Annotated in this window: 17 protein-coding genes, 2 tRNA genes and 1 pseudogene; 6 read left to right on the forward strand and 14 right to left on the reverse strand. The window is 68.5% G+C overall.

Annotation, left to right across the window (positions count from 1 at the left end; translation table 11 throughout):
* Positions 1-420 precede the first annotated feature (420 nt).
* Positions 421-813 (forward strand): annotated as a pseudogene (locus FCI23_RS63515) (recombinase family protein); the annotation flags it as partial.
* 294 nt (positions 814-1107) lie between these two features.
* Here the strand turns inward: FCI23_RS63515 and FCI23_RS58100 are convergent.
* Together FCI23_RS58100 and FCI23_RS00290 are read right to left on the reverse strand one after the other, a co-directional pair.
* Positions 1108-1320, reverse strand: coding sequence for a hypothetical protein (locus FCI23_RS58100; protein WP_211265161.1), 213 nt, complete (start codon positions 1318-1320; stop codon positions 1108-1110).
* 166 nt (positions 1321-1486) lie between these two features.
* A tRNA-Ala gene (locus tag FCI23_RS00290) sits at positions 1487-1562 on the reverse strand.
* Positions 1563-1729: 167 nt separating this feature from the next.
* Between FCI23_RS00290 and FCI23_RS00295 the strand changes: the two genes are divergently transcribed.
* The gene (locus tag FCI23_RS00295) at positions 1730-3019 is read left to right on the forward strand and encodes a glycosyltransferase 87 family protein (protein ID WP_169316640.1); all 1290 of its coding nucleotides are present in this window, start codon (positions 1730-1732) and stop codon (positions 3017-3019) included.
* Positions 3020-3405: 386 nt separating this feature from the next.
* Here FCI23_RS00295 and FCI23_RS00300 read toward each other — a convergent pair.
* The 6 genes from FCI23_RS00300 to FCI23_RS56050 all read right to left on the reverse strand — a co-directional run bounded on the left by FCI23_RS00300 (position 3406) and on the right by FCI23_RS56050 (position 7225).
* Positions 3406-3478 (reverse strand) — tRNA-Ala (locus FCI23_RS00300).
* Positions 3479-3563: 85 nt separating this feature from the next.
* The gene (locus FCI23_RS00305; RefSeq protein WP_136721379.1) at positions 3564-4217 is read right to left on the reverse strand and encodes a histidine phosphatase family protein; all 654 of its coding nucleotides are present in this window, start codon (positions 4215-4217) and stop codon (positions 3564-3566) included.
* A complete protein-coding gene (rsfS, locus tag FCI23_RS00310) occupies positions 4214-4636 on the reverse strand; it encodes a ribosome silencing factor (protein ID WP_136721380.1) in 423 nt (140 codons plus the stop codon). The genes FCI23_RS00305 and rsfS overlap by 4 nt, the downstream gene beginning before the upstream one ends.
* 126 nt (positions 4637-4762) lie before the next feature.
* Complete coding sequence (locus FCI23_RS00315) at positions 4763-6433, reverse strand: LCP family protein (RefSeq protein WP_211265162.1); 1671 nt, start codon at positions 6431-6433, stop codon at positions 4763-4765.
* Positions 6434-6447: 14 nt separating this feature from the next.
* Positions 6448-7029 carry a nicotinate-nucleotide adenylyltransferase gene (gene nadD / locus FCI23_RS00320; RefSeq protein ID WP_136721382.1) on the reverse strand — a complete coding sequence of 194 codons (582 nt, stop codon included), beginning with the start codon at positions 7027-7029 and terminating at the stop codon, positions 6448-6450.
* 43 nt (positions 7030-7072) lie between these two features.
* A complete protein-coding gene (locus FCI23_RS56050) occupies positions 7073-7225 on the reverse strand; it encodes a hypothetical protein (RefSeq protein WP_169316641.1) in 153 nt (50 codons plus the stop codon).
* Positions 7226-7365: 140 nt separating this feature from the next.
* Between FCI23_RS56050 and FCI23_RS00325 the strand changes: the two genes are divergently transcribed.
* A complete protein-coding gene (locus FCI23_RS00325; RefSeq protein ID WP_136721383.1) occupies positions 7366-8484 on the forward strand; it encodes a M48 family metallopeptidase in 1119 nt (372 codons plus the stop codon).
* Here the strand turns inward: FCI23_RS00325 and FCI23_RS00330 are convergent.
* The 5 genes from FCI23_RS00330 to proB form a co-directional block, all read right to left on the reverse strand.
* A complete protein-coding gene (locus FCI23_RS00330; protein WP_136721384.1) occupies positions 8408-9541 on the reverse strand; it encodes an SCO2583 family membrane protein in 1134 nt (377 codons plus the stop codon). The genes FCI23_RS00325 and FCI23_RS00330 overlap by 77 nt on opposite strands.
* 116 nt (positions 9542-9657) lie before the next feature.
* Entirely contained in the window at positions 9658-10161 is a 504-nt protein-coding gene (locus FCI23_RS00335; protein ID WP_136721385.1) for an SCO2584 family spore wall biosynthesis protein, read from the reverse strand.
* Between the two features lie 187 nt (positions 10162-10348).
* Positions 10349-11671 carry a glutamate-5-semialdehyde dehydrogenase gene (locus tag FCI23_RS00340; RefSeq protein ID WP_136721386.1) on the reverse strand — a complete coding sequence of 441 codons (1323 nt, stop codon included), beginning with the start codon at positions 11669-11671 and terminating at the stop codon, positions 10349-10351.
* 46 nt (positions 11672-11717) lie between these two features.
* Positions 11718-12143 (reverse strand): hypothetical protein, encoded by a 426-nt coding sequence (locus tag FCI23_RS00345; protein ID WP_407645892.1) that lies wholly within the window; start codon positions 12141-12143, stop codon positions 11718-11720.
* 202 nt (positions 12144-12345) lie between these two features.
* Complete coding sequence (gene proB, locus FCI23_RS00350) at positions 12346-13479, reverse strand: glutamate 5-kinase (protein ID WP_136721388.1); 1134 nt, start codon at positions 13477-13479, stop codon at positions 12346-12348.
* 260 nt (positions 13480-13739) lie between these two features.
* On the opposite strand from proB, the gene FCI23_RS00355 reads away from it, so the two are divergent.
* Positions 13740-15521 (forward strand): hypothetical protein, encoded by a 1782-nt coding sequence (locus tag FCI23_RS00355; protein WP_246143184.1) that lies wholly within the window; start codon positions 13740-13742, stop codon positions 15519-15521.
* A 277-nt stretch (positions 15522-15798) separates the two neighbouring features.
* Here FCI23_RS00355 and FCI23_RS00360 read toward each other — a convergent pair whose 3' ends face one another.
* The gene (locus FCI23_RS00360) at positions 15799-17079 is read right to left on the reverse strand and encodes an alpha/beta hydrolase (protein WP_136721389.1); all 1281 of its coding nucleotides are present in this window, start codon (positions 17077-17079) and stop codon (positions 15799-15801) included.
* 271 nt (positions 17080-17350) lie between these two features.
* Between FCI23_RS00360 and FCI23_RS00365 the strand changes: the two genes are divergently transcribed.
* Both FCI23_RS00365 and FCI23_RS00370 read left to right on the forward strand, forming a co-directional pair.
* Positions 17351-18859 (forward strand): glycosyltransferase family 2 protein, encoded by a 1509-nt coding sequence (locus tag FCI23_RS00365; protein ID WP_246143185.1) that lies wholly within the window; start codon positions 17351-17353, stop codon positions 18857-18859.
* A 12-nt stretch (positions 18860-18871) separates the two neighbouring features.
* Positions 18872-20956: a glycosyltransferase family 2 protein gene (locus tag FCI23_RS00370; RefSeq protein ID WP_136721390.1), complete on the forward strand. Its 2085-nt coding sequence runs from the start codon at positions 18872-18874 to the stop codon at positions 20954-20956.
* Positions 20957-21003 lie beyond the last annotated feature (47 nt).

A 21003-nucleotide genomic window follows, 5' to 3' on the forward strand; every position in this document is an offset into this window, starting at 1 on the left:
TCTTCGACGGTTCCCTGCATCTGGACGGTGCGACGGACAACGCTCGGCTGCGACGAGTGCCGCGTGTGGTGGGCAGCGCCATGACGCAGATACAGGCGGCGTACGCGTCTGCGGTCGCCGGTCTCAAGGGTCGTGGCAGTGACATCACGTCGGAGTACCGGCTGGCCGGTGAGTGGATCAACCAGGGCGGTGGTGACTTCCGTCTGCACGTCTACCTGCTGACCGACGGCTTCCAGAACATCGGGATCAACCTGGAGAAAGTAGTGAGCCGTGAGGAGGCTACAGACCTGGCGGAAGGGACGACGGTGCCGACGCTCCCTGGTGCGTCGATCACAGTTGCCGGTCTGGGGCGGGTAGCGCCAGGAACGCGCGCCCCTCGTCCGGCTGGCCTTCGAGCTGTACGTAACAGGAAACTACACGCTGGCCGATCTGTCGGACGAGCTCTACGACCGTGGCCTGCGTACCCGGCCGACCACGAAGTTCCCCGCCAAAAAGATATCGATCAGCAAGCTGTCGGACATGCTCCGCGACCGGTACTACGTCGGGGACGTCACGTACAAGGGTGAAGAGATCAAGGGACGCCACGAAGCACTCATCGACGACGCCCTCTTCGAGCGCGTCCAGGACGCCATCGAGTCCCGTGGTGTCGCAGGCGAGCGCCGCCGCACCCACCACCACTACCTCAAGGGCTCCCTGTTCTGCGGACGTTGCAAACGAGCAGCAGACATCACCCAGCGGATGATCATCCAGCGCACGGTCAACAATCCGCGTGGCACCGAGTACTTCTACTTCTTCTGCCGCAACCGCCAAGAGGGCACCTGCGATGCTCCGCACATCGGCATCGCCTACATCGAGGAGGCCGTCGAGCAGCACTACGCCCGCGTCCGCTTCAGCGCCGGCTTCATCGCCGACGTGCGTGCACACCTCGAAGAGGCCATAGGCACCGAAGAAGCCTCCGCCCGACTCCTGCATCACCAACTGACCACTGAGCTCCGATCCCTCGACGGGCGAGAAGAGAACCTGATCGACCTCGCCGCCGACGGTGCGCTGCCACAAGCCAAGATCAAGGCCAAACTCCACGACATCGAGCGCCAGCGCCAACACCTCTCAGCGCGTCTCAACGAAGCCACCGACGACCTCTCCGACGCCGCCCGCCTCATCGAAACATGCCTGACCCTGCTGGAGAACCCACAGGAGCTCTACCGCCGCTGCGACGATGACCAGCGCCGTCTGCTCAGCCAGGCGATCTTCCACGCCCTCTGCATCGAAGACGACCAGGTCACCGACCACGACCTCAACGAGCCCTTCGCCCAGCTCCATGCCGTCCAGGACGCCTGGAACGCCAAGCAGCTCCCTGACCTCAGTGCACAGCCTCAAAACACCAGCAAGGTCCTTCCCCCGAAGGGGAAGGACCTTGCTGCGCTGGTAACCATTGAAGACCTGCTAGGAGGCGCTTATTCGGCCCCGTGTTCTACTAAGCCTTCTATGGTGGAGCTACGGGGATTCGAACCCCGGACCTCTTGCATGCCATGCAAGCGCTCTACCAACTGAGCTACAGCCCCGCGTGTCGTTTCTCCCAGGTCTCCCTGGCGACTCGGCATACTTTACACGGCCGCAGGGGCGGTTCGCCAAATCGATTCGGGACACCCGACCGGGCAAACCGATGCCCCCTCCACCGTGTGTCCCACAGCTCTGTGCGGGCCGTCTGCCACCCCCTTGGAGGGCCCCCGTGACCGCGGCACAACCCATCGCCGACAGCCCTCTCCTGACAGCCCGGACCCGCGCCTTCGTACTGCAACGCCCCAACCTGATCGCGGCTGCCGTCTGCCTGATGTCCTTCACCGGCTTCTGGCTGGCCCAGCGCGCCGCCCACGTCTCGATGCTCGACCTCCTCGTCTACCGGGCCGAGGGCTGGGCCGCCCGCAACGGCGAGGGGCTCTACGACATGCGCGTCACATATGCGCGGCTCCCGGCCACCTACCCGCCGTTCGCTGCACTGCTGTTCATGCCGCTGACCTGGCTGGAGGTCGGCCAGATGCGCGATCTGGCGGTCGTAGGGAATCTCGTACTTCTCGTCACACTGGTGCATCTTTCGCTGCGCCTGCTGGGCCGCCCGTGCCGGCTGCCGCGCGTGGCAGTGTCACTCGCCGTGGCGGCGGTTGCGGTCTGGTGTGAACCGGTGTGGACCACCCTGCGCTACGGACAGATCAATCTGCTCCTCGCGGTCCTCGTCCTGTGGGACCTCACCCGCCGGAACGGCCACCGCTGGGCCGGCTTCGGCACCGGCCTCGCGGCCGGGATCAAGCTGACGCCCGCGCTCTTCGCCGTCTTCCTCGCGCTGGCCGGGATCGCGCTCGGCTGGCAGCGCCTGCGCCGGGACGGCAGCGCCTGGAACGTACACTTGCGCCGGTCGGCCGTCGCGGCCGCCACCTTCGCGGGAACGGTGGTGCTCACCGCACTGGTCCTCCCCCATGACTCGCGCCGCTTCTGGACCCAGGTCGTCTTCGCCGCCGACCGCGTCGGCCACGGCGAGGAGACCGGCAACCAGTCCCTGCGCGGCTTCCTCGCCCGGGCGCTGCACGACGCCGCCCCCGGTAACCCCTGGCTGATCAGCGCGGCCGTGGCGGGCTGCGCGGGCCTCGCCGTGGCGGTCGCGGCGCAGCTCGCCGGGGACCGGCTGCCGCACGCCTCCGCCTGGGCTGCGGTCGCCTGCGCGGTCACCGCCCTCCTGATCAGCCCCGTCTCGTGGTCCCACCACTGGGTGTGGGGCGTGCCCATGGTGCTGCTGCTGGCGGCCGAGGCAACCCGCCGCCGCGACGCCCGCTGGGCGGCCGGAGCCGTCCTCAGCGGGGTGCTCTTCTCCTCCTACCTCCCCTGGCTGGTCCCGCACGGCGGGCTCCGGCCCGAACTCCACCAGAGCGGCGGCGAGATGCTGCTCTCCGCCGTGTACCCGGCGCTCGGCGCGGCTTTCCTGGCGGTCGCCGGCGCGGTGTCCGTACGCGCCCTACGGGGCCGTTAGGGCCGTCCGCCACGCCGAGTCGGCGTTATCGGCCGGACACCCCCTTGGACGACGCTCCCAGGCCCGGGCGGCGCGTCCCGGGTCATGTGTCGGGCGGGGGCGGCGCAGAGCGGCTGCCAGGGACCCCGCCGCGGTGGCGGTGAGGGCGGCAGCACGGATCGTGGGCTACAGCCGAACGACGAGGAGAGCCAGGCCCGAATCGAAGAGCTTCGCGGTATGGCGGACCCGGTGATCGGCGGCCCCGTGCACGGCCGACCGTTGTCGGAAATCATCGCGGCAAAACAGAAAGAGCGGAAAACAGGCATCCCGCGTCCTCCAGGAGAACGCGGGACCTGGAGCACCTGCCTGCGCTTTTTACGGGGCAGGTGCTCCAGGTCCCGTACTTGTGGAGCTACGGGGATTCGAACCCCGGACCTCTTGCATGCCATGCAAGCGCTCTACCAACTGAGCTATAGCCCCATCGTTCCCAGGCATTCCGCCCGGTGAACGAGAAGAAGCTTAGCTTGTGACCGGCGCGGATACGAAATCCGATCGGCTGCCGCCGTCAGTTGTCGTCGCCGAGCACCGGCTCGGGGAGGGAGCCCGCGTTGTGCTCCAGCAGCCGCCACCCGCGCGCGCCCTCGCCCAGCACCGACCAACAGCAGTTCGACAGGCCGCCTAGCGACTCCCAGGTGTACGGGTCCAGGCCGAGCAGCCGCCCGATGGCGGTGCGGATCGCCCCGCCATGGCTGACCACGACCAGGGTGCCGCTGTCCGGGAGCTTTTCGGCGGCGCGCAGCACCACCGGGGCTACCCGGTCGGCGACCTCGGTCTCGAGCTCGCCACCGCCACGCCGGATGGGCTCACCGCGCTTCCAGGCGGCGTACTCGTCACCGAAGCGCTCGTTGATCTCCTGGTGCGTCAGGCCCTGCCAGACGCCCGCGAAGGTCTCGCGCAGCCCCTCGTCGTAGCTGATGTCGAGGCCGGTTATCGCGGCCAGCTCGGCGGCGGTGGCGGCGGCGCGCTGCAGGTCCGAGGAGACGATCGCGTACGGCTGGAGGCCGGCGAGCAGGCGGGCGGCGCGGCGCGCCTGGGCGACGCCGATCTCGGTCAGGGGTATGTCCGTGGTGCCCTGGAAGCGGCCCTCCAGGTTCCAGGCGGTCTGCCCGTGCCGCCACAGGACAAGACGGCGCCCACGGCCGCCCGGCTTGCCATTCACTCCTCGCCCTCCTCAATGGAGCGGGCGTGCTCCCGACCCTTGCCACGGGTGGCGACGGCGTCCTTGGGCAGCTCGATCTCCGGGCAGTCCTTCCAAAGCCGCTCCAGGGCGTAGAAGACCCGCTCCTCGGAGTGCTGCACATGCACGACGATGTCGACGTAGTCGAGCAGCACCCAGCGAGCGTCCCGGTCGCCCTCGCGCCGCACCGGCTTGGTGCCGAGCTCCGCGAGCAGCCGCTCCTCGATCTCGTCGACGATGGCCTTGACCTGGCGGTCATTGGGCGCGGAGGCCACCAGGAAAGCGTCGGTGATGGAAAGGACGTCGCTCACGTCGTAGGCGATGATGTCGTGCGCGAGCTTGTCGGCGGCCGCCTGGGCGGCGGTCTGGATCAGCTCGATGGAGCGGTCTGTCGCGGTCACAGGAGAAGCTTTCCGGTCGGGGCGATGGTGCATCCAGGGTCTCACGACCCTGTGACATGCCCCGACCGGTCAAGAGGCCGCGCGAATAGCTGGGGCGGCTGCCCCTCGTACGTCGGCCGCTCCTGGTCAGCCCTTGTAGTCCGTACCGATAACGACCGTTATATCCGCGTTTGCCGCACCTGCGGCCTTCTTGACTACCTTGGCCGACAACCCCAGGGTCTTCGCGAGCTCGGTCGCGTTCGCCTTCTGTGCGGCGTCGGCATAGGTGACCTGCGACAACGCCTGGGTTGCCGCCGTTCCGGCCGACACATAGGTGTACCCGGAGTTCACTACGGCCGCCTGCGCCTTGATCGTCATGTCCTTGACGCCGGTGGCGTTCTTGACGCTGACGGTGGGCACACCGTTCGAACTGGCGTTCTTCACAGTGCCGCCGAGCACATCCTTGACCACGCCGTTGGTGGCCGTCTCACTGAGCGTGCCGTCCGACTGCACCGGCAGGGTCGTGGTCGTGTAGGAGCTCGTCTTGGCCTCCTCGGCGAGGACGGCCAGGGTCGCGCCCAGGTCCTTCTCCGTCAGCGGCGGTTCGATAATGGCGTTCAGCGACTGAATGGTCTTGGTCGCCAGGTCGGTGCTGCTCGGGAACTTCTTCAGCACCGCCTCCATCACCTGGCCGAAGCGGTCGAGCTGCTTGCTCTGCGCCTCGCCGGGCCCTCGGTAGGTGGCGTACGCGACGGCCGCCTGGCCGTTGAGGTCCTGCGCCTTGCCGGCGTTGACGAGGGTCTTGGCGCCGTCCTTCTTGCTGGAGATCACGGTGGCATCGGTGTCCACGGTGATGTCGCCGAGCGACTGGACGAGCAGCTCCAGATACGGGGTGTCCAGCCGCCAGGTGCCAGCGATCTTGGTGCCGAGCAGAGTGTCCAGCGCATCACGGGTCGGAGTCGAGCCGGACACGACCGACGCGCCCAGAGTGGTGCTGCCGCCGTCGTCGGTGCTGACGGCCAGCGAGTTCGGCAGCAGAACGGTGGTGGCCTTCTTGGTGGTGGAATTAGTGACCAGCAGGGCAGTGGAGCTCTGGTTGGAGTCCACGGGGCGCAGATGCAGCACTATCACGTCACGTCTCTGGGCGGTGGTGGTCTGCACGGCCGTACTGGTGGAGCCAAAGCCGGGGAGTCTGCCCGTCTGCCAGAGGTAGCCGAGGCCACCGACCACGGCGAGCGCCATGACCACCACAAGGGCGATGACACGGCTGCGACCGCGCCGCCTGGCCTCTTCACGGCGTTCGGTGCGGGACTCCGAGAACTTCAGCCAGTCGATGACCTCGTCGGACTCCGCGTCGTCCTCGTCGACGAACGCGAATCCCTCATCACCGTCACGGCCGCCACCACTGCGCTGTGCCTCGGGGTGCGGCGGCTGTCGCCGGGACTCCGGTTCGGGGGCGGCGGGCGGCTCCTCGTAGTACGGCTGCTGCGCGGCGTACTGGGGCTGCTGTGGGATGAAGCCCGGGTACTGCTGGTACTCCTGCTGCTGGTACTCCTGCTGCTGTTGCGGCTGGTCCGGGTAGTACGGCTCGGCGTAGCCCTGCTGCTGGTACTGCGGGTACTGCTGTTCCTGCTGACCGTACTGCTGCGGGTATTGCTGGGGCTCGGCATACGGGTCGTAACCGTAGTCACCCTGCTGCTGGGCCTGCGGGTCCTGGGGGTAGGAATCCTGCTGGTCGGGGTCCTGGGCGTACGGGTCCTGACCCTGCCGGTCGGGACCACCCTCGGCGTATTGCCAACGGGGGTTTGCGTCGTTCACATGAACCCCTCCTGTTACCGGTACAGCCTGCGCTTGTCGATGTAACGCACCACCCCGTCCGGCACCAAGTACCAGACGGGGTCCCCCTTGGCCACCCGCTGGCGGCAGTCGGTCGAGGAGATCGCCAGCGCGGGGACCTCGACGAGCGAGACACCGCCCTCGGGGAATCCGGGGTCGGCGAGTATGTGCCCGGGCCGGGTCACCCCGATGAAGTGTGCGAGCTCGAAGAGCTCCTGCGCGTCGCGCCAGTCGAAGATCTGGGAGAGGGCGTCGGCACCGGTGATGAAGAACAGGTCGGCATCACCGTGATCGGTCTTCAGATCGCGCAGAGTGTCGATGGTGTACGTCTTGCCGCCACGGTCGATGTCGCTGCGGCTCACGGAGAACTGGGGATTGGAGGCGGTGGCGATGACCGTCATCAGATAACGGTCCTCGGCAGCCGACACCTTCTGGTCGCTCTTCTGCCAGGGACGACCGGTCGGTACGAAGACGACCTCGTCCAGCTGAAAGAGGCTGGCCACCTCGCTGGCGGCCACGAGGTGACCGTGGTGGATCGGGTCGAACGTCCCACCCATCACACCGATTCGCTTCTTCATGCGAAAGACCCTAGCGGCACTCTATGAGTGACGGGGCCCTGGATCAGCGGTCCCGATTGAAGCGGGTGACGACGAACAGCAGGAGCAGCAGCGCGACCAGCGCGCCGCCGCCGGTCAGGTACGGGCTGAGACTCGGGTGGTTTCCGCCGCCTTCGGCGAGCGGGGTCAGTGCGGGGACTACTGCGTGAGCGGTCATGGTATGCAGAACCCTTTGCGGTGAGGACGGCAAGCCGGAAGACTTAGGGCCACATCGTACGGGCGGTCCGGAAGGAACTTCTCGCTGGCTCCGTGCGTCCCTCTAACGTAACGATCGGCAACAATGGGGGTTGGGCCAATATGTCCGTGCCGAACGATTCCAATGGTTCCGGCGGCGCCGACGGTTCCGGAGAGCGGCTGCCGGGCCGCAACCGCGTCCGCTTCCCGGGGATCTCCTCCCGGGCGTACGAGCACCCCGCCGACCGCTCCGCCCTGGTCGCGCTGCGCAAGCTGAGCGGCTTCGACACCATTTTCAAGGCGCTCAGCGGTCTGCTGCCGGAGCGTTCACTGCGGCTGCTCTTCCTGTCGGACTCCGTGCGGGTGAGCGAGCAGCAGTTCCCTCATCTCGATGCGATGCTCCGCGACGCCTGCTACATCCTGGACGTGGAGAAGATCCCGTCGTTCTACGTCACCCAGGACCCGCAGCCGAATGCGATGTGTATCGGCATGGACCAGCCGATCATCGTCGTCACCACCGGGCTCGTCGAGCTGCTCGACGAGGAGGAGATGCGGGCCGTGGTCGGCCATGAGGTGGGCCACGCACTGTCCGGGCACTCGGTGTACCGCACGATCCTGCTCTTCCTGACCAACCTGGCGGTGCGGGTCGCATGGATCCCGCTGGGCAATCTGGCGGTCCTGGCGATCGTCACCGCGCTGCGCGAATGGTTCCGCAAGTCGGAGCTGTCGGCTGACCGGGCCGGGCTCCTCGTCGGGCAGGACCTCCAGGCGTCGATGCGCGGCCTGATGAAGATCGCCGGCGGCAATCATCTGCACGAGATGAATGTGGACGCGTTCCTGGCGCAGGCCGAGGAGTACGAGGAGGCCGGTGACCTGCGCGACTCCGTGCTCAAGATCCTTAATGTGCTGCCCCGCAGCCATCCCTTCACCACCGTGCGGGCCGCCGAGCTGAAGAAGTGGGCCGCCAGCCGAGACTTCCAGCGCCTTATGGACGGCCACTACGCGCGGCGCAGCGAGGACAAGGACACCTCGGTCTACGACTCCTTCCGCGACTCGGCGAACCACTACGCCGACACGGTGAAGACCAGCAAGGATCCGCTGATGGGGCTGATACGCGACATCTCCACGGGCGCGGGCGACCTCGGCGGCAAGCTGCGCGGCAGGTTCACGGGCTCTCAGACGCAGGAGAGGCCTGCACCGCCGTCGGAAGACCCGCCGTCGTCGGAGCCACCGTCGGAGTGACGGACGCGGACACCTCGGGGGTGAGCACTCCGCAGACCGAGGTGATCTCGTGGTCGTGGTCGTACGGGTCGATCCCGGCCATGGCCTGCGGGAGCTGTCCGGCCAGCAGCGGCCGGAAGTACTGCACCGAAGCGCTGCCGCAGGACAGCGGCCCGGCCTCCACGGCGGCCTGTACGACCTCCACCTGGTGCCCGTCCAGATCGTCGCGGTCGATACGGAACCGCAGCTCGCGGCGGACCGTGAAGAGCGAGGCCGCGCCGTCGGCCGTGGCGGCGTCCCGCACCGCGTAGACCAGGGTGTGGTCGGTGACGACCTCCAGGACATCGCCGCCCACCTCGGTCAGCGTCATCGTGCCGCGCACCCGCACCTGGTCGTTGGCGAGCCGCACCCTCGCCGGATCGAAACGCACCATCCATCCGGTCGCCGCGTGCCGCCCGTCATCGGCCGGCTTCTCCAGGCTGGCGTCGAACTGCTCCAGCTGGCCGGGAGCCAGCAGATTCCGTACGGCCCGGACGTCGCCGCCGGTCAGCGTCTCGGGGTCGATGGACGAGGCGACCAGGTACTCCTTGACGGTGCTGAGCGCCTCTATCACCTGGCTCTCGGAGAAATGCGCGGTCCGGGTTGCCAGCGGGAGGGTGATGCCTGCGGCCCCAGACCGGTAGTCGGCTGCCGGGTGCCCCTCGAAGGGCTGCTTGAGATCCGCGGCCGGGACCGGCTGCGAGGGGGTGAGCGGAATCAGGGCGATCCGCAGAGGCTGGGCGACGGGGGTGGGGGGCTGCTGGTAAGGATTGCGGATCCCGAGGTAGATCGCGGTGCCGAAGGCGAGGGCGATCAGCGTGACCAGGACCAGCGCCTGTCTGGAGGCGCCGCTCCGGGACCAGGGCCTGCGGGTCCGCACGGCCCGCGAGGTGCCGTCCAGGCGCTCCTGGGCCGAGTACTCCTGTATGCGGGCAGCCCTGACGAACGATTCGTCGAAGACGACGGATCGGTATTCGTCCTCACCACCTCCTGGGACGCCCTCGGGTGTCCCCTCAGGAGGGTCTCCAGGCCCGGCCATATAGCAAGAGTAGGTCTCCAGGGCCACTTATAAACGCCCTGGCACGAGACAACTTTGATCGGAGGTCAGTGGCGAGGCCGCACAACAGCAGGTTATGCCCCCTGCTCAGCCGCGCGTCATCGGCGCGCGGGCGAGGCCGCCACCGGGGGTATCGAAGTGGCTGACGGGGCCACCGAAGGCGCTCCTACCCGGCCTGCCGGGGAGGCCGGCGGCACCGACGGCTGCCGTGCGCCGCCCGCGCCCCGGTAGACGGCCGCGAAGGCCAGCGCCACCACGCCTATGCCCATGACCACGGCCAGCAGCCACGCCACCGAGCGGTGCCAGCGAGTGTGATGGCCCCGGTACGGACGGCGCTGGGCGTAGAGCTCGTCGTACTCCGCGTCCCTTTGCCCGGTGTCCTCCGCGCCCAGCAGCTCCGCCGGGGGGTCCGAGGGTTCGTTGAACCGGACCAGGCGCGCCTCGGTGCGGGTGGCGGCGAGCATGCGCTCATGGGCACTGGGTTCGTGGAAGAGCGCGGCCCTGACGAAGTCCTCGTCGAAGACCACGGATGCGAACTCCTCGTCCGCGTCACCGTGGTCATCGCCGTCCGGGAACGGCCTGCCCCCCACATCGTCCGGCACCAGACCAGAATACGACTGCGAGGGCCGTTTTGGCAGGCCGCCTGCGAACCGGTCACGAGTGGCCTTACCCTCATTCGCCGGACGGGCCGCCCTGACGGTGCGGACAAAACAAACCCATCCGGCGATTGGCGGCAAAATTCCTCCGCTGGTCTCCGAGGGCAGCTACGGGGGCCGCTTCCGCGGAGCGTCAGCCCCGTACGTGCCCGTCTCCGGTCACCACATACTTCGTCGACGTCAGCTCCGGCAGGCCCATCGGGCCACGGGCGTGCAGCTTCTGCGTCGAGATGCCGATCTCCGCGCCGAACCCGAACTGGCCGCCGTCCGTGAACCGCGTCGACGCGTTCACCGCGACCGCCGCCGAATCCACCAACTGGGTGAACCTGCGAGCCGACGGCTGTGAGGAGGTCACGATCGCCTCGGTGTGGCCGGAGGACCACATCCTGATGTGCCGCACCGCCGCGTCCAGCGAATCCACGACCGCCGCCGCGATGTCGTAGCTCAGATACTCGGTCTCCCAGTCCTCCATCGTGGCCGGCACGACGGTCGCCTTCGTCCCGGCCTGTTCGGCCAGTGCCAGCACCCGCTCGTCGCCGTGCACGGTCACCCCGGCCTCCGCCAGGGCGTCCAGAGCAAGCGGCAGGAACTCCTGTGCGATGTCCTGATGTACGAGGAGCGTCTCGGCGGAGTTGCAGACGCTCGGCCGCTGGGCCTTGGAGTTGATCAGCACCTCCACCGCCATGGCGAGGTCGGCCTGTGCGTCGACGTACACATGGCAGTTCCCGGTGCCGGTCTCGATCACCGGCACCGTCGACTCCTCCACCACGGTCCTGATGAGCGACGCCCCGCCGCGCGGGATCAGCACATCCACCATGCCCCGGGCCCGCATCAGCTCCCGCACCGACTCCCGGCTCTCCCCCGGGACCAGCTGGACGGCGTCGGCCGGCAGCCCCGCGCCACCGACGGCGTCGCGCAGCACGCTCACCAGCGCCAGGTTGGAGGAGTACGCCGAGGACGAGCCGCGCAGCAGGACCGCGTTGCCGGACTTCAGGCAGAGCGCCGCCGCGTCGACGGTCACATTGGGCCGGGCCTCGTAGATGATCCCTACCACGCCCAGCGGCACCCGTACCTGGCGCAGGTCCAGCCCGTTCGGCAGCGTGGAGCCGCGCACCACTTCCCCGACCGGGTCCGGCAGCCCAGCGACGTCCCGTACGTCGGCGGCGATGGCCGCCACCCGCTCCCGGGTGAGGGTGAGCCGGTCGATGACCGTCTCGCTGGTCCCGGCGGCCCTGGCCCGCTCGACGTCCTCGGCGTTCGCCTCGACGATTTCCTTCGTACGGACGACCAGCGCGTCGGCGATCGCCAGCAGCGCGTCGTCCTTCACCGCGCGCGGCAGCGGGGCCAGCTCCTCCGCCGCGGCACGGGCGCGGTACGCGGCCCGCAGGACCGGGGACTCAGGCCACGGGGAGGGCAGGGACGCGGGTGCTTCTTGGGGGGACTGGCTGCTGCTCATACCGCACAGGGTAAGGCTGCGGGCCGTGTGACCCGCAGCCTTCCCCCTAGAACGGGTGCACCCCGACCGGCGCCGCCGGTGCCGGCCCGTATCCCTCCGCGATGCGCTGGTGGTAGGTCGCGCGGTCGATGACCTCAAGACCCACCGTCTCCCACGGCGGCAGCTTCGCCGTGGACCGGTGCTCGCCCCACAGCCGCAGCGCGATCGCCGCCGCGTCGTGCAGGTCCCGCGCCTCCTCCCAGTACCGGATCTCGGCGTGATCCACCGCGTACCGGCTGGTCAGGAAGAAGGGATGGTCGTGCGCCAGCTGCTCCAGCCCTCGTCGCACCTCCGCCAGCGGGACCTGGGGCCCCGAGACGCAGAGCGTGATATGCCACAGCCTTGAGCCATTGTGCTCGTCGGCCTGCTGATCGGAATCCGTCCTACTGGTCGCACTGGTCGTGCCGGCCGTGCCGGTCGCAGTGGCCGTCATGCCGCTGTCGACGCTGACCAGCGTCCGTTCCGCCGTCCCTCGGGGCGATACCCCTGGGCGCCCTCGTCTCACCGGCGGCCTCCCTGTCGGCGTTTCGTACTACGTCTCAAAGTTGACCAGCCCCGGAGGGGTCGCGGGGGCGTTTTCACCAATCAGCCACTTGCGGGACCGCAGGCTCGTACCGTCGTTCGCCCTTGTCGCTTCAGCCGCCGGGGTGCAACAGTACGAGATCGTCCCGGTGCACGACCTCCCGCTCGTACGCGGGGCCGAGTTCGCGCGCCAGCTCGCGCGTGGAGCGGCCGAGCAGCCGGGGCAGCTCCCTGGCGTCGAAGTTCACCAGCCCCCGGGCGACCGCCCGCCCGGAGACGTCGCGCAGCTCGACCGGGTCCCCGGCGGCGAAGTGTCCCTCGACCCCGGACACCCCTGCCGGGAGCAGCGACTTGTGCCGCTCGACGACGGCCGCCACGGCCCCGTCGTCCAGGATCAGCGCCCCGAGCGGGGTGGAGGCGTGGGCGAGCCAGAGCAGCCGGTCGGCGGAGCGCTTGCCGGTGCGGTGGAAGAGGGTGCCGGTGGGGCCGCCAGCCAGGGCGTCGGCGGCGTGGACCGTCGCGGTCAGCACCACCGGAATCCCGGCTGCGGCCGCGATCCGGGCCGCCTCGACCTTGGTCACCATGCCGCCGGTGCCGACCCCGGCCTTGCCGGCGCTGCCGATCGAGACCCCGGCCAGATCCTCCGGCCCGGCGACCTCGCCGATCCGTGTGGTGCCCGGGGTGCGTGGGTCTCCGTCGTACAGCCCGTCCACATCCGACAGCAGTACCAGCAAGTCGGCCCGTACGAGGTGCGCCACAAGCGCCGCCAGCCGGTCGTTGTCCCCGAACCGGATCTCGTCCGTGGCCACGGTGTCGTTCTCGTTGACGACCGGCAGCGCGCCCATGGCGAGCAACTGGTCCAGCGTCCGGTACGCGTTCCGGTAGTGCGCCCGCCTGCTCACATCGTCCGACGTCAGCAGTACCTGCCCGACCCGTACGCCGTACCGCGCGAACGACGCCGTGTACCGCGTCATCAGCAGCCCCTGTCCCACACTGGCCGCCGCCTGCTGCCGTGCCAGGTCCCGCGGCCGCTTCGTCAGCCCCAGCGGTGCCAGCCCGGCCGCGATCGCGCCGGACGACACCAGCACGATCTCCTTGGCCCCGCTGTCCTTGGCCTTCGCGAGTACGTCCACCAGCGCGTCCACCCGGTCCGCGTCCAGCCCCCCGGCCGCCGTGGTCAGCGACGACGACCCCACCTTCACCACAACCCTGCGGGCCTCCACCACGTCCTGCCTAGCCGCTGCCACGCGCTTCCTCACCTTGTGCGTCACTGCCTTCTTCGCAATCTACGCGAGCGGGCTGTGCGGCTGCCCTGGCGTTTCATCCCACGGACGCCCGCTCAGGGGCGGGTGAAGACCTCGTGGATCTCAGCCCTCCGCCTTCCGGCGGACGGGCACCGCAGACGTTCATCGCATATTTGGCTCATATTCAAGGCAACGCCATGCCGGGATCGTGCATCTACATCCATGTAGTTGACGGCTATTGCTTGGAAAAGAGAAGTCCCTTCATGAGCGAGACGGTCCCGGCAGCCACTGCCACCGGCGCATCCACCACTCTCCAGCCCCTGGGGCTGCGGCGCGGAACCTCCGGTCCCGGCGCGTCCGAGCCCGCCCCATCGCAATGGCATCGCGGAATGACGCTGCTGGCCGTCATCAGCATGTTCATCGGTACCCGGTCCCTGTGGACCAAGGCCATAGTGATCCACCCGGTGCTCGGCGGCGTCATCTCGCTCTGCTACGCCGCCATCCTGATCCTCGGCATCTCCGCGCTGGTTGTACGCCGCCGCAAGGCGCTCGTACGGGCCGACCTCGCGGTGCTGCTGGTCGCGCTCACCCTCACCACCTGCAGGTACATCCTCGACCACGGCAACGGCGACGAGTCGGTGCTCGCCGCGCAGGCCACCCATGAGCTGCTGCACGGCCACCTGGTCTACGGCCAGTCCTGGCCTTGGATCTTCCAGCAGATGCATGTCGGGACGACGCACACGATGGCCGGCGGCACCGACTACTCCTTCGGCTACCCGCCGCTGGCGATCCTGCTGACGGCGCCCGTCTACGCCGTCATCGGCACCAATGCGGTCACCCTCGTCACCACCACCGCGCTGCTCATCGGCACGGTCGCCCTCTGGGCCCTGCTGCCCACCCCCTGGCGATCCGCGGCCACCATGGTCTGCCTGGGCTTTCAGATGCTCCCGTCGTACGCCGGTCTGGGCTACCCAGCCATCATCTCCCTCGTCCTGCTCATCCCCGTCGTGGTCCGCTGGACCGGCGTCGGTTCCGGCGGACGGCTCAGCCGCCCCGACATCCTGCGGGCGGTCTGCCTGGGCGCAGCCTGCGCCGCCCAGCAGCTGCCCTGGTTCCTCGCGCCGTTCCTGGTGGCCGGGATCTACGCCGTACGACGCGGCGAACTCCCGGCACGCGCCGCGCTGGTCATCCTCGCCCGCTTCACTGGCATAGCCGTCCTCACCTGGTTCGCGATCAACGCGTACTTCATCGTGCAGAGCCCCCGCGACTGGCTCTCGGGCATCCTCCTGCCGCTCACCCAGCACGCGGTCCTGCACGGTCAGGGGCTCATGGGCATCTCGTACTACTTCACCGAGGGCAGCAGTCGGCTGGACTTCTACTCCTACGGCAGCACGTTGCTCGCCATCGGCCTGCTCGCCGTCTTCGTCGTCTTCGTCCGCCGGCTCGGCCCCGCCGCAACGGTCCTGCCTTGGTGCGCCTTCTACCTGGCCACGCGTTCCCAGGACGGCTACTACCTGATGATGACGCCGCTGTGGCTCGCGGCCGCCGCCACGGTCCCCTCATCTGTCTTCGCCTCCGCCTGGCAGCCCCGGCTGCCCTTCCCCCGCCGGCGCACGGTCAACGCCACGCTGGCAACCGCCATGCTCGCCCCCGCCGCCGTATGTAGCGCGGTGGCGGCTGCCAGCTCCCCGCCGCTCCACCTGACGATCGAGCGCGTACAGACCAATGCCCAAGGCATCACCTCCGTCACCCTGGAGGCGGCCAACACCACCGGCACCACCCTCACCCCGAACTTCGCCGTCAGCAACGGCGTGGGCGCCACCGGCTACTGGATCATCCGCACCGGCCCCACCGTCCTGGGGCCGCACCATTCCGCGCACTACGACCTGACGCCGAACAGCCGGGTCTTCAAGCTGCCCAAGAGCCACGCCCATCTGCGGATCCGGTTGCGGGTCTTCACCGACGCGCCGATGACGGTCAGCAGCGCGGACCTCCCGCTGCCGAAGACCGGCGCGAAGACCGCCGCGAAGACCGGCCTGGGATAAGAGGCCGCGCGAATAGGTGGAGCGGGTGAAGGTGGGGGCACCTCCTGGGGGCACCTCCCGGACGGAGGCTGGGGGCGAGGCGACGCGATGGGGGTGCCCCCTGCTCGAGCGGAGCCGAGAGCTTGGTGGGGGCACCTCCCGGACGGAGGCTGGGGGCGAGTCGTCGACCGAGACCGACGACAACACCTCCAGGCGCCCCCGCCGACGGAGTCGGCTGATGCCACAGCTCGGCACGCGACACCGCCCCACCCATTCGCGCGGCCTCTGAGGCCGGAACTCACCTGCCGCCGCTCGTGCGGGCCGGGACCGATGCCCCGGCCCGCACCCTGGAGCGGCCACCCTTGGGGTGGGCCGTGGTGACGGCATTGGGGTGGTGGCGCGGAACGACGTCCTGGGGGAAGGTCAACTGCTGGTTCATCCACTTCAGGGCGGCCGGCATTTCCCGCACCCAGGTAGGGAAGTTGTGGCTGCCGCTGTTCGGCAGGATCGAGACAACGCGCATCGGCGCCCGGACCGCCCTGACGAAGGCCAGGGTCTGCCCGTAACCGCGCTCACCGTGCTTGCTGTTGGCGACGAGCACCGAGACCTGGGGGGCGGGCAGATGCTTCAGCCGCCACATCAGATCGTGCCCGTTGATCCGGGCCTGGCGTTTCGGGCCGCTGCCGAAAAGGTTGCCGGTGGTGGGGTCGTCCTTGACCCTGTAGTCGGGCGAGAGTGCGGCCGCCGTGGTGTAGACGTTCGGATTCCGCATGGTCAGCTGAAGCGAGCAGCTGCCGCCGGAGGAGTAGCCCATCACTCCCCAGGCACTGGCGTCGTGGCCGACCCGGTAGACCGACTTCAGGGCATCCGGAAGATCCTTGGCCAGGAAGGTCTCGGTCTGCGGGCCGCCGGGGACATCGACACACTCGGTATCGCGCGGTGGGGCGATGGTGGGCCGGATCATGACCATGATCGTTGGCTGCATCTCGCCCCTGCTCTGCAGTTCGCCGGCCGTCTGCGACACGCGCAGATACTGCGCCAGGTTGTAGACGCTGCCCGGGTAGCCGCTGAGCGCGACGATCACCGGGAAGCGCTGCCGTGCGTACGCCTTCTGGAAGTACTGCGCCGGCAGATACACGAACGCCTGGTCCACCACACCCGTACGACGGCCGATGACCCGTACCGACTCGACCCGGCCGTTCTGCGCCGCGGGGCCGCTGGGGAGCCCGGAGACCCGGCTCAGCTGCTGGTTGCCTCCCGGCTGTATCAGCGAGCCGGAGACGCTGCTGATACCGGTGACGCCGCCGTTCTGCTCCTGGGGGTTCGTCAGAGCGACGGGAGCCGTGTCGGCGTTACCGAACAGCTCGCTCCACGAACCGAAGAACTCGTACGACGAGTTCACCGCCGCCGAGAACGCGGCGACGATCGCGACTTGCGTGACCCCGATCACGGCCAGCCGCCCGAGCACCGACCGTAACCCCGGCTTGGCGAGCCGGGGCCACAGCCACACCATCAGCCCCACACAGCCTGCGGCCCACGCCGCCATCACGTACACCGTCGTTTGGCTGGTCAAACCCATATGCATTCAGTCCCTGTTGCCCTTGGCCCCGCGCCCGGCTGTCGGCTGTCGGCTGTCCGGCTGGCGGGTCTGCCGTAGCGCCGTTCGCTTCACTCAGGAGGAGGGCACCAAAGCCTTCCGCGTTCCATAACGAGTCACGCGGGCATCGGATGTCCCCCCACGGCCACACCTGGCCGCCACCCTGACGCAAAGGTTGTCCCAAGCCACGTACAACCCCAGGTCATGCACAGGTTTCTGATTTACGAAGTTCCATGCCCCAGGGGGGATATCCATGATCAAAGTCAGTGTCGTTGTGCCCATCTACAACGCCGGTTCATACATCGACAGTTGTCCACCATCACTCGTCAACCAGAGCCTCGGCCCGAACGCGTATGAAGTCGTGTATGTCGACGACGGTTCGACCGACGACTCCGCCGAACGCCTCAACCGCCTGAAGGCAGCGCACCCGCATGTCCGCGTGCACCACCAGGAGAATTCCGTGTGGCCCGGCAAACCTCGCAACGTCGGGGTGGACCTGGCCCGCGGTGAGTACGTCCAACTCGTCGACCAGGACGACGAGTTGGCACCCGAAGCGCTCGAACGGCTCTGCGCCCTGGCCGCTCGCAACGGCTCAGACATCGTCCTGGGCAAGGTGCGCGGCACCATGCAAGGGCCCAGCAATGTCTTCAAGCGCACCGTCGAACGCTGCACCGCCGCGGACGCCCCGCTCTTCGAGAGCCTGACCCCGCACAAGATGTTCCGCCGGGACTTCCTCCTCGACCATGGCATCCGCTTCCCGGAGGGACGGGTCCGGCTGGAGGACCAGCTCTTCATGGCCCGTGCCTACGTGCGCGCCAAAACCGTCTCCGTCCTCGGCGACTACCCCTGCTATCAGTGGAACCGGCGCGAGGACGGCGGCAACAACAGCAGCAGCAGTGCGATCACTCCGGACGATTGCTACGGCCACCTGGGCAATGTCGTGGAGGCCATCAAGGAAGGTACCCGGCCGGTTGACGGTGAATGCGGCGGTGTCGTTGGCATGCTGGTGGTCGAACGGCAGCCCGGAGTCGTAAACCGTAGTGGCCCGGACCTTCCCGATAGTGGTGGCTGCGGCGTCCTCTCCGGGATCCGAGGCGGAACCCGGCACAGGAAGCCCCAGGTCGTCACCGGCGACCGTGACCGTGAGGACCGGCCCGTCCTTGGTACTTCCCGCATGCGCGGGCACGGCGGCCACGGTGCCGCCCAGAAGTGCGGCCGCGCAGGCTGCCAGAGCGGCGGCCCAGCGGCGCAACGGACGACGAGACACCGTGGTGGTTTCCTGTCTGCCGGGATTCGGACGCGTGCTACAACAAGCGATGGCATCGGAAGGTTGTCCCAGGGGTCTTCTCTGTCTGAACAGGTCGCTTGCCTGCCTGCCTGCCTGTCGGCCGGACGGCAGCCCGCAGGCCACCGAACCCGGCGGCCTGCCTGTCGGCCGGACGGCAGCCCGCAGGCCACCGAACCCGGCGCGCGAATGAACGTAGGGTGTGATCGATACATCGAACCCTCGAACGATCAGTGCGAGCTCGATATGATCCAGGTTCTGCTGGGGCATCCCACTACACGGTGGATGGTTGTTGCGGGGAACGTGCGTTCTTCCGGCCGGCCCAGCCTTGACTCCGGCAGGCCGGTCGCGGCAGCGCTCGGGCATGCCGGAGAATATGACGTATTCAATTATCTAGCGCGCAAACCAACCGATGCCGACTCGCCGTACACCAGGCTGTCGGTGCAGGTGAGACCCGGAGGGGGTCGCGTGCAGTGAGGCGGTTCTCAGATGTCGGTCAAGGTGAGCGTTATCGTCCCGGTCTACAACCCGGACAAATACATCAATCCCTGCATAGAATCTCTGCTGGGCCAGTCGTTGCCCGCTGAGGAACTGGAGCTGCTCTTCGTCGACGACGGATCAACGGACGACACCCCTGAGCGCCTGGACAAACTCGCCGCCGAGCACTCTCAGGTCCGCGTCATCCACATCCCCAACTCGGGCTGGCCCGGCAAGCCGCGTAACATTGGCGTCGCGGAGGCCCGGGGGGAGTACGTGCACTTCGTCGACCAGGACGACTACCTGGCGCCGGACGCACTGCGGCGCCTGTACGAGATGGGCCACCGCAACCGCTCCGACATCGTCATCGGCAAGGTGGCCAGCAACTTCCGCGGTGTCCCGCACGGCGTCTTCCGGGTCAACCGCGAGAAGTGCACCATCAACAACGCCCCGCTGGTCGACAGCCTCACACCGCACAAGATGTTCCGTACCGCCTTCCTGCGCGACAACAAGATCGCGTACCCGGAGGGCAAGCGGCGCCTTGAGGACCAGCTGTACATGATGGAGACCTATTTCCCGGCCAAGGTCGTCTCCATCCTCGGCGACTACACCTGCTACCACTACTCCAAGCGCGACGACGGCAAGAACGCCGGCTCCGCCAAGATCATCCCCTCCGGCTATTACGGCAACCTCCGGGAAGTCCTCGACGTCGTCGTCGCCAATACTGAGCCGGGCGAGTTCCGCGACGGTCTGCTGCGCCGCTTCTACCGGGTGGAAATGATCGGCCGGCTCAGCGAGCCCTCGGTCGTGAAGTACTCCCCCGAGTACCTTGACGAGATGGTCGACGCCGTCCAGGAGCTGGCCGCCGACCACATCAACGACAATGTCCACAACGGGCTCGGCGCGATTCTGCGCGTGCGCTCCACACTGCTGCGCCGCAACAAGCGACAGGAACTCGTCGAGCTGGCCCGCCGGGCCGCCTCGGCCAAGGGCGCCGCCCGTATCGAAGACCTGGCCTGGGAAGGCGGCAGGATCGCTGTCACCATCAGCGCTCGGCTGGTGCACGGCGACGACAAGGCGCCGCTCGCCCTCCTGAAGCGTGGCGACCGCTACTACCTGCACCCGGATTTCCACCAGGGACTGCTCGACGACGGTGAGCTGGTAGAGGTAACCGACGAGCTGGACGGTTTCAAGGCCGAGCTCAGTCTGCGCGACCGCGAAACCGCTGTGGAATGGTCATGCCCGGCCGAGTTCGAGGCGCAGATAGAGGAACTGGACATCGCCGGCGATGGCGGCGCGGACGGAGTCCGCTGCCAGGTGGTGCTGCGCGGCACCGGGTACCTCGACCCCAAGGCGGTGAAGGGCCGTGCGGCCTTGACCCGTGGCATGTGGGACGTCTGGGTCCCGGTCCGCGGCCTGGGCCTGGTCCGCAAGGCACGTCTCGGCGCCGACCGGGCCCCCCATGTGGACGAGCGCTGCCTCCCCGCGCTGCTCGGCAAACCCGCCCAGCTCACGGTGCCGTACTTCACCCAGCCGCACAACAACCTCACCCTGGACGTCGGCCGTCGTGGAAAGAAGCTCGGTGACGCCCTCGCCAAGCGCGAGATCCTGCGGATGCCGGGCGACAGCGGTCCTCTGGAGCTGGAGCTTGCCGCCGTCTCCTTCCCGGGTACGGACCGGTCTCCGGCCTGGCTGGTCCTGCGCGGCAAGGGCGCGGACGCCGGATCCGTGGCACTGCCCGCCGATCTCCTGCAGGTGGGCGGCAGGGTTCATCTGCTGGCCAAGGAGCGGCTCGACAGCTCCGCCCCTTTCACCGGCCTGCGTCCGGGCACCTGGCAGCTCTCCGCCCGTCTCGACGGGCACGGTGCCGGCCCGGAGCTGAAGATCGGGCAGGTGAGCGTGGACGACAAGGGCCGCCTCCGGCTCGCCGACGGCTTTGACACCGTCGACCCCGCCACCGCGCAGGCGGCCTCGGCGGAGCGCCGCCGGGCCGCCAAGCGCGGCATACTGCAGCGGATCGGTGCCCCGGTTATGCAGCGGGTCAATCCCGCCGCGCGCAAGAGGCTGCGGCGTCTGGCCGCCAAACTGGGCGCATAGGACTGGGTGCACAGGACATGGCACTCGTAGCGGGCGCCATCCACCAG

Origin of the sequence: Actinacidiphila oryziradicis, assembly GCF_005047355.1 — a bacterium.
GTDB classification, from domain to species: domain Bacteria; phylum Actinomycetota; class Actinomycetes; order Streptomycetales; family Streptomycetaceae; genus Actinacidiphila; species Actinacidiphila oryziradicis.

Coding starts and splice junctions, on each gene's coding strand:
- FCI23_RS58100 (WP_211265161.1), bottom strand. CDS start 1,320: ATGGAGCTGGGCGAAGGGCTCGTTGAGGTCGTGGTCGGTGACCTGGTC.
- nadD (WP_136721382.1), bottom strand. CDS start 7,029: ATGAAGAAGCGAATCGGTGTGATGGGTGGGACGTTCGACCCGATCCAC.
- FCI23_RS56050 (WP_169316641.1), bottom strand. CDS start 7,225: ATGACCGCTCACGCAGTAGTCCCCGCACTGACCCCGCTCGCCGAAGGC.
- FCI23_RS00325 (WP_136721383.1), top strand. CDS start 7,366: ATGTCCGTGCCGAACGATTCCAATGGTTCCGGCGGCGCCGACGGTTCC.
- FCI23_RS00330 (WP_136721384.1), bottom strand. CDS start 9,541: ATGGCCGGGCCTGGAGACCCTCCTGAGGGGACACCCGAGGGCGTCCCA.
- FCI23_RS00340 (WP_136721386.1), bottom strand. CDS start 11,671: ATGAGCAGCAGCCAGTCCCCCCAAGAAGCACCCGCGTCCCTGCCCTCC.
- FCI23_RS00345 (WP_407645892.1), bottom strand. CDS start 12,143: ATGACGGCCACTGCGACCGGCACGGCCGGCACGACCAGTGCGACCAGT.
- FCI23_RS00355 (WP_246143184.1), top strand. CDS start 13,740: ATGAGCGAGACGGTCCCGGCAGCCACTGCCACCGGCGCATCCACCACT.
- FCI23_RS00360 (WP_136721389.1), bottom strand. CDS start 17,079: ATGGGTTTGACCAGCCAAACGACGGTGTACGTGATGGCGGCGTGGGCC.
- FCI23_RS00365 (WP_246143185.1), top strand. CDS start 17,351: ATGATCAAAGTCAGTGTCGTTGTGCCCATCTACAACGCCGGTTCATAC.
- FCI23_RS00370 (WP_136721390.1), top strand. CDS start 18,872: ATGTCGGTCAAGGTGAGCGTTATCGTCCCGGTCTACAACCCGGACAAA.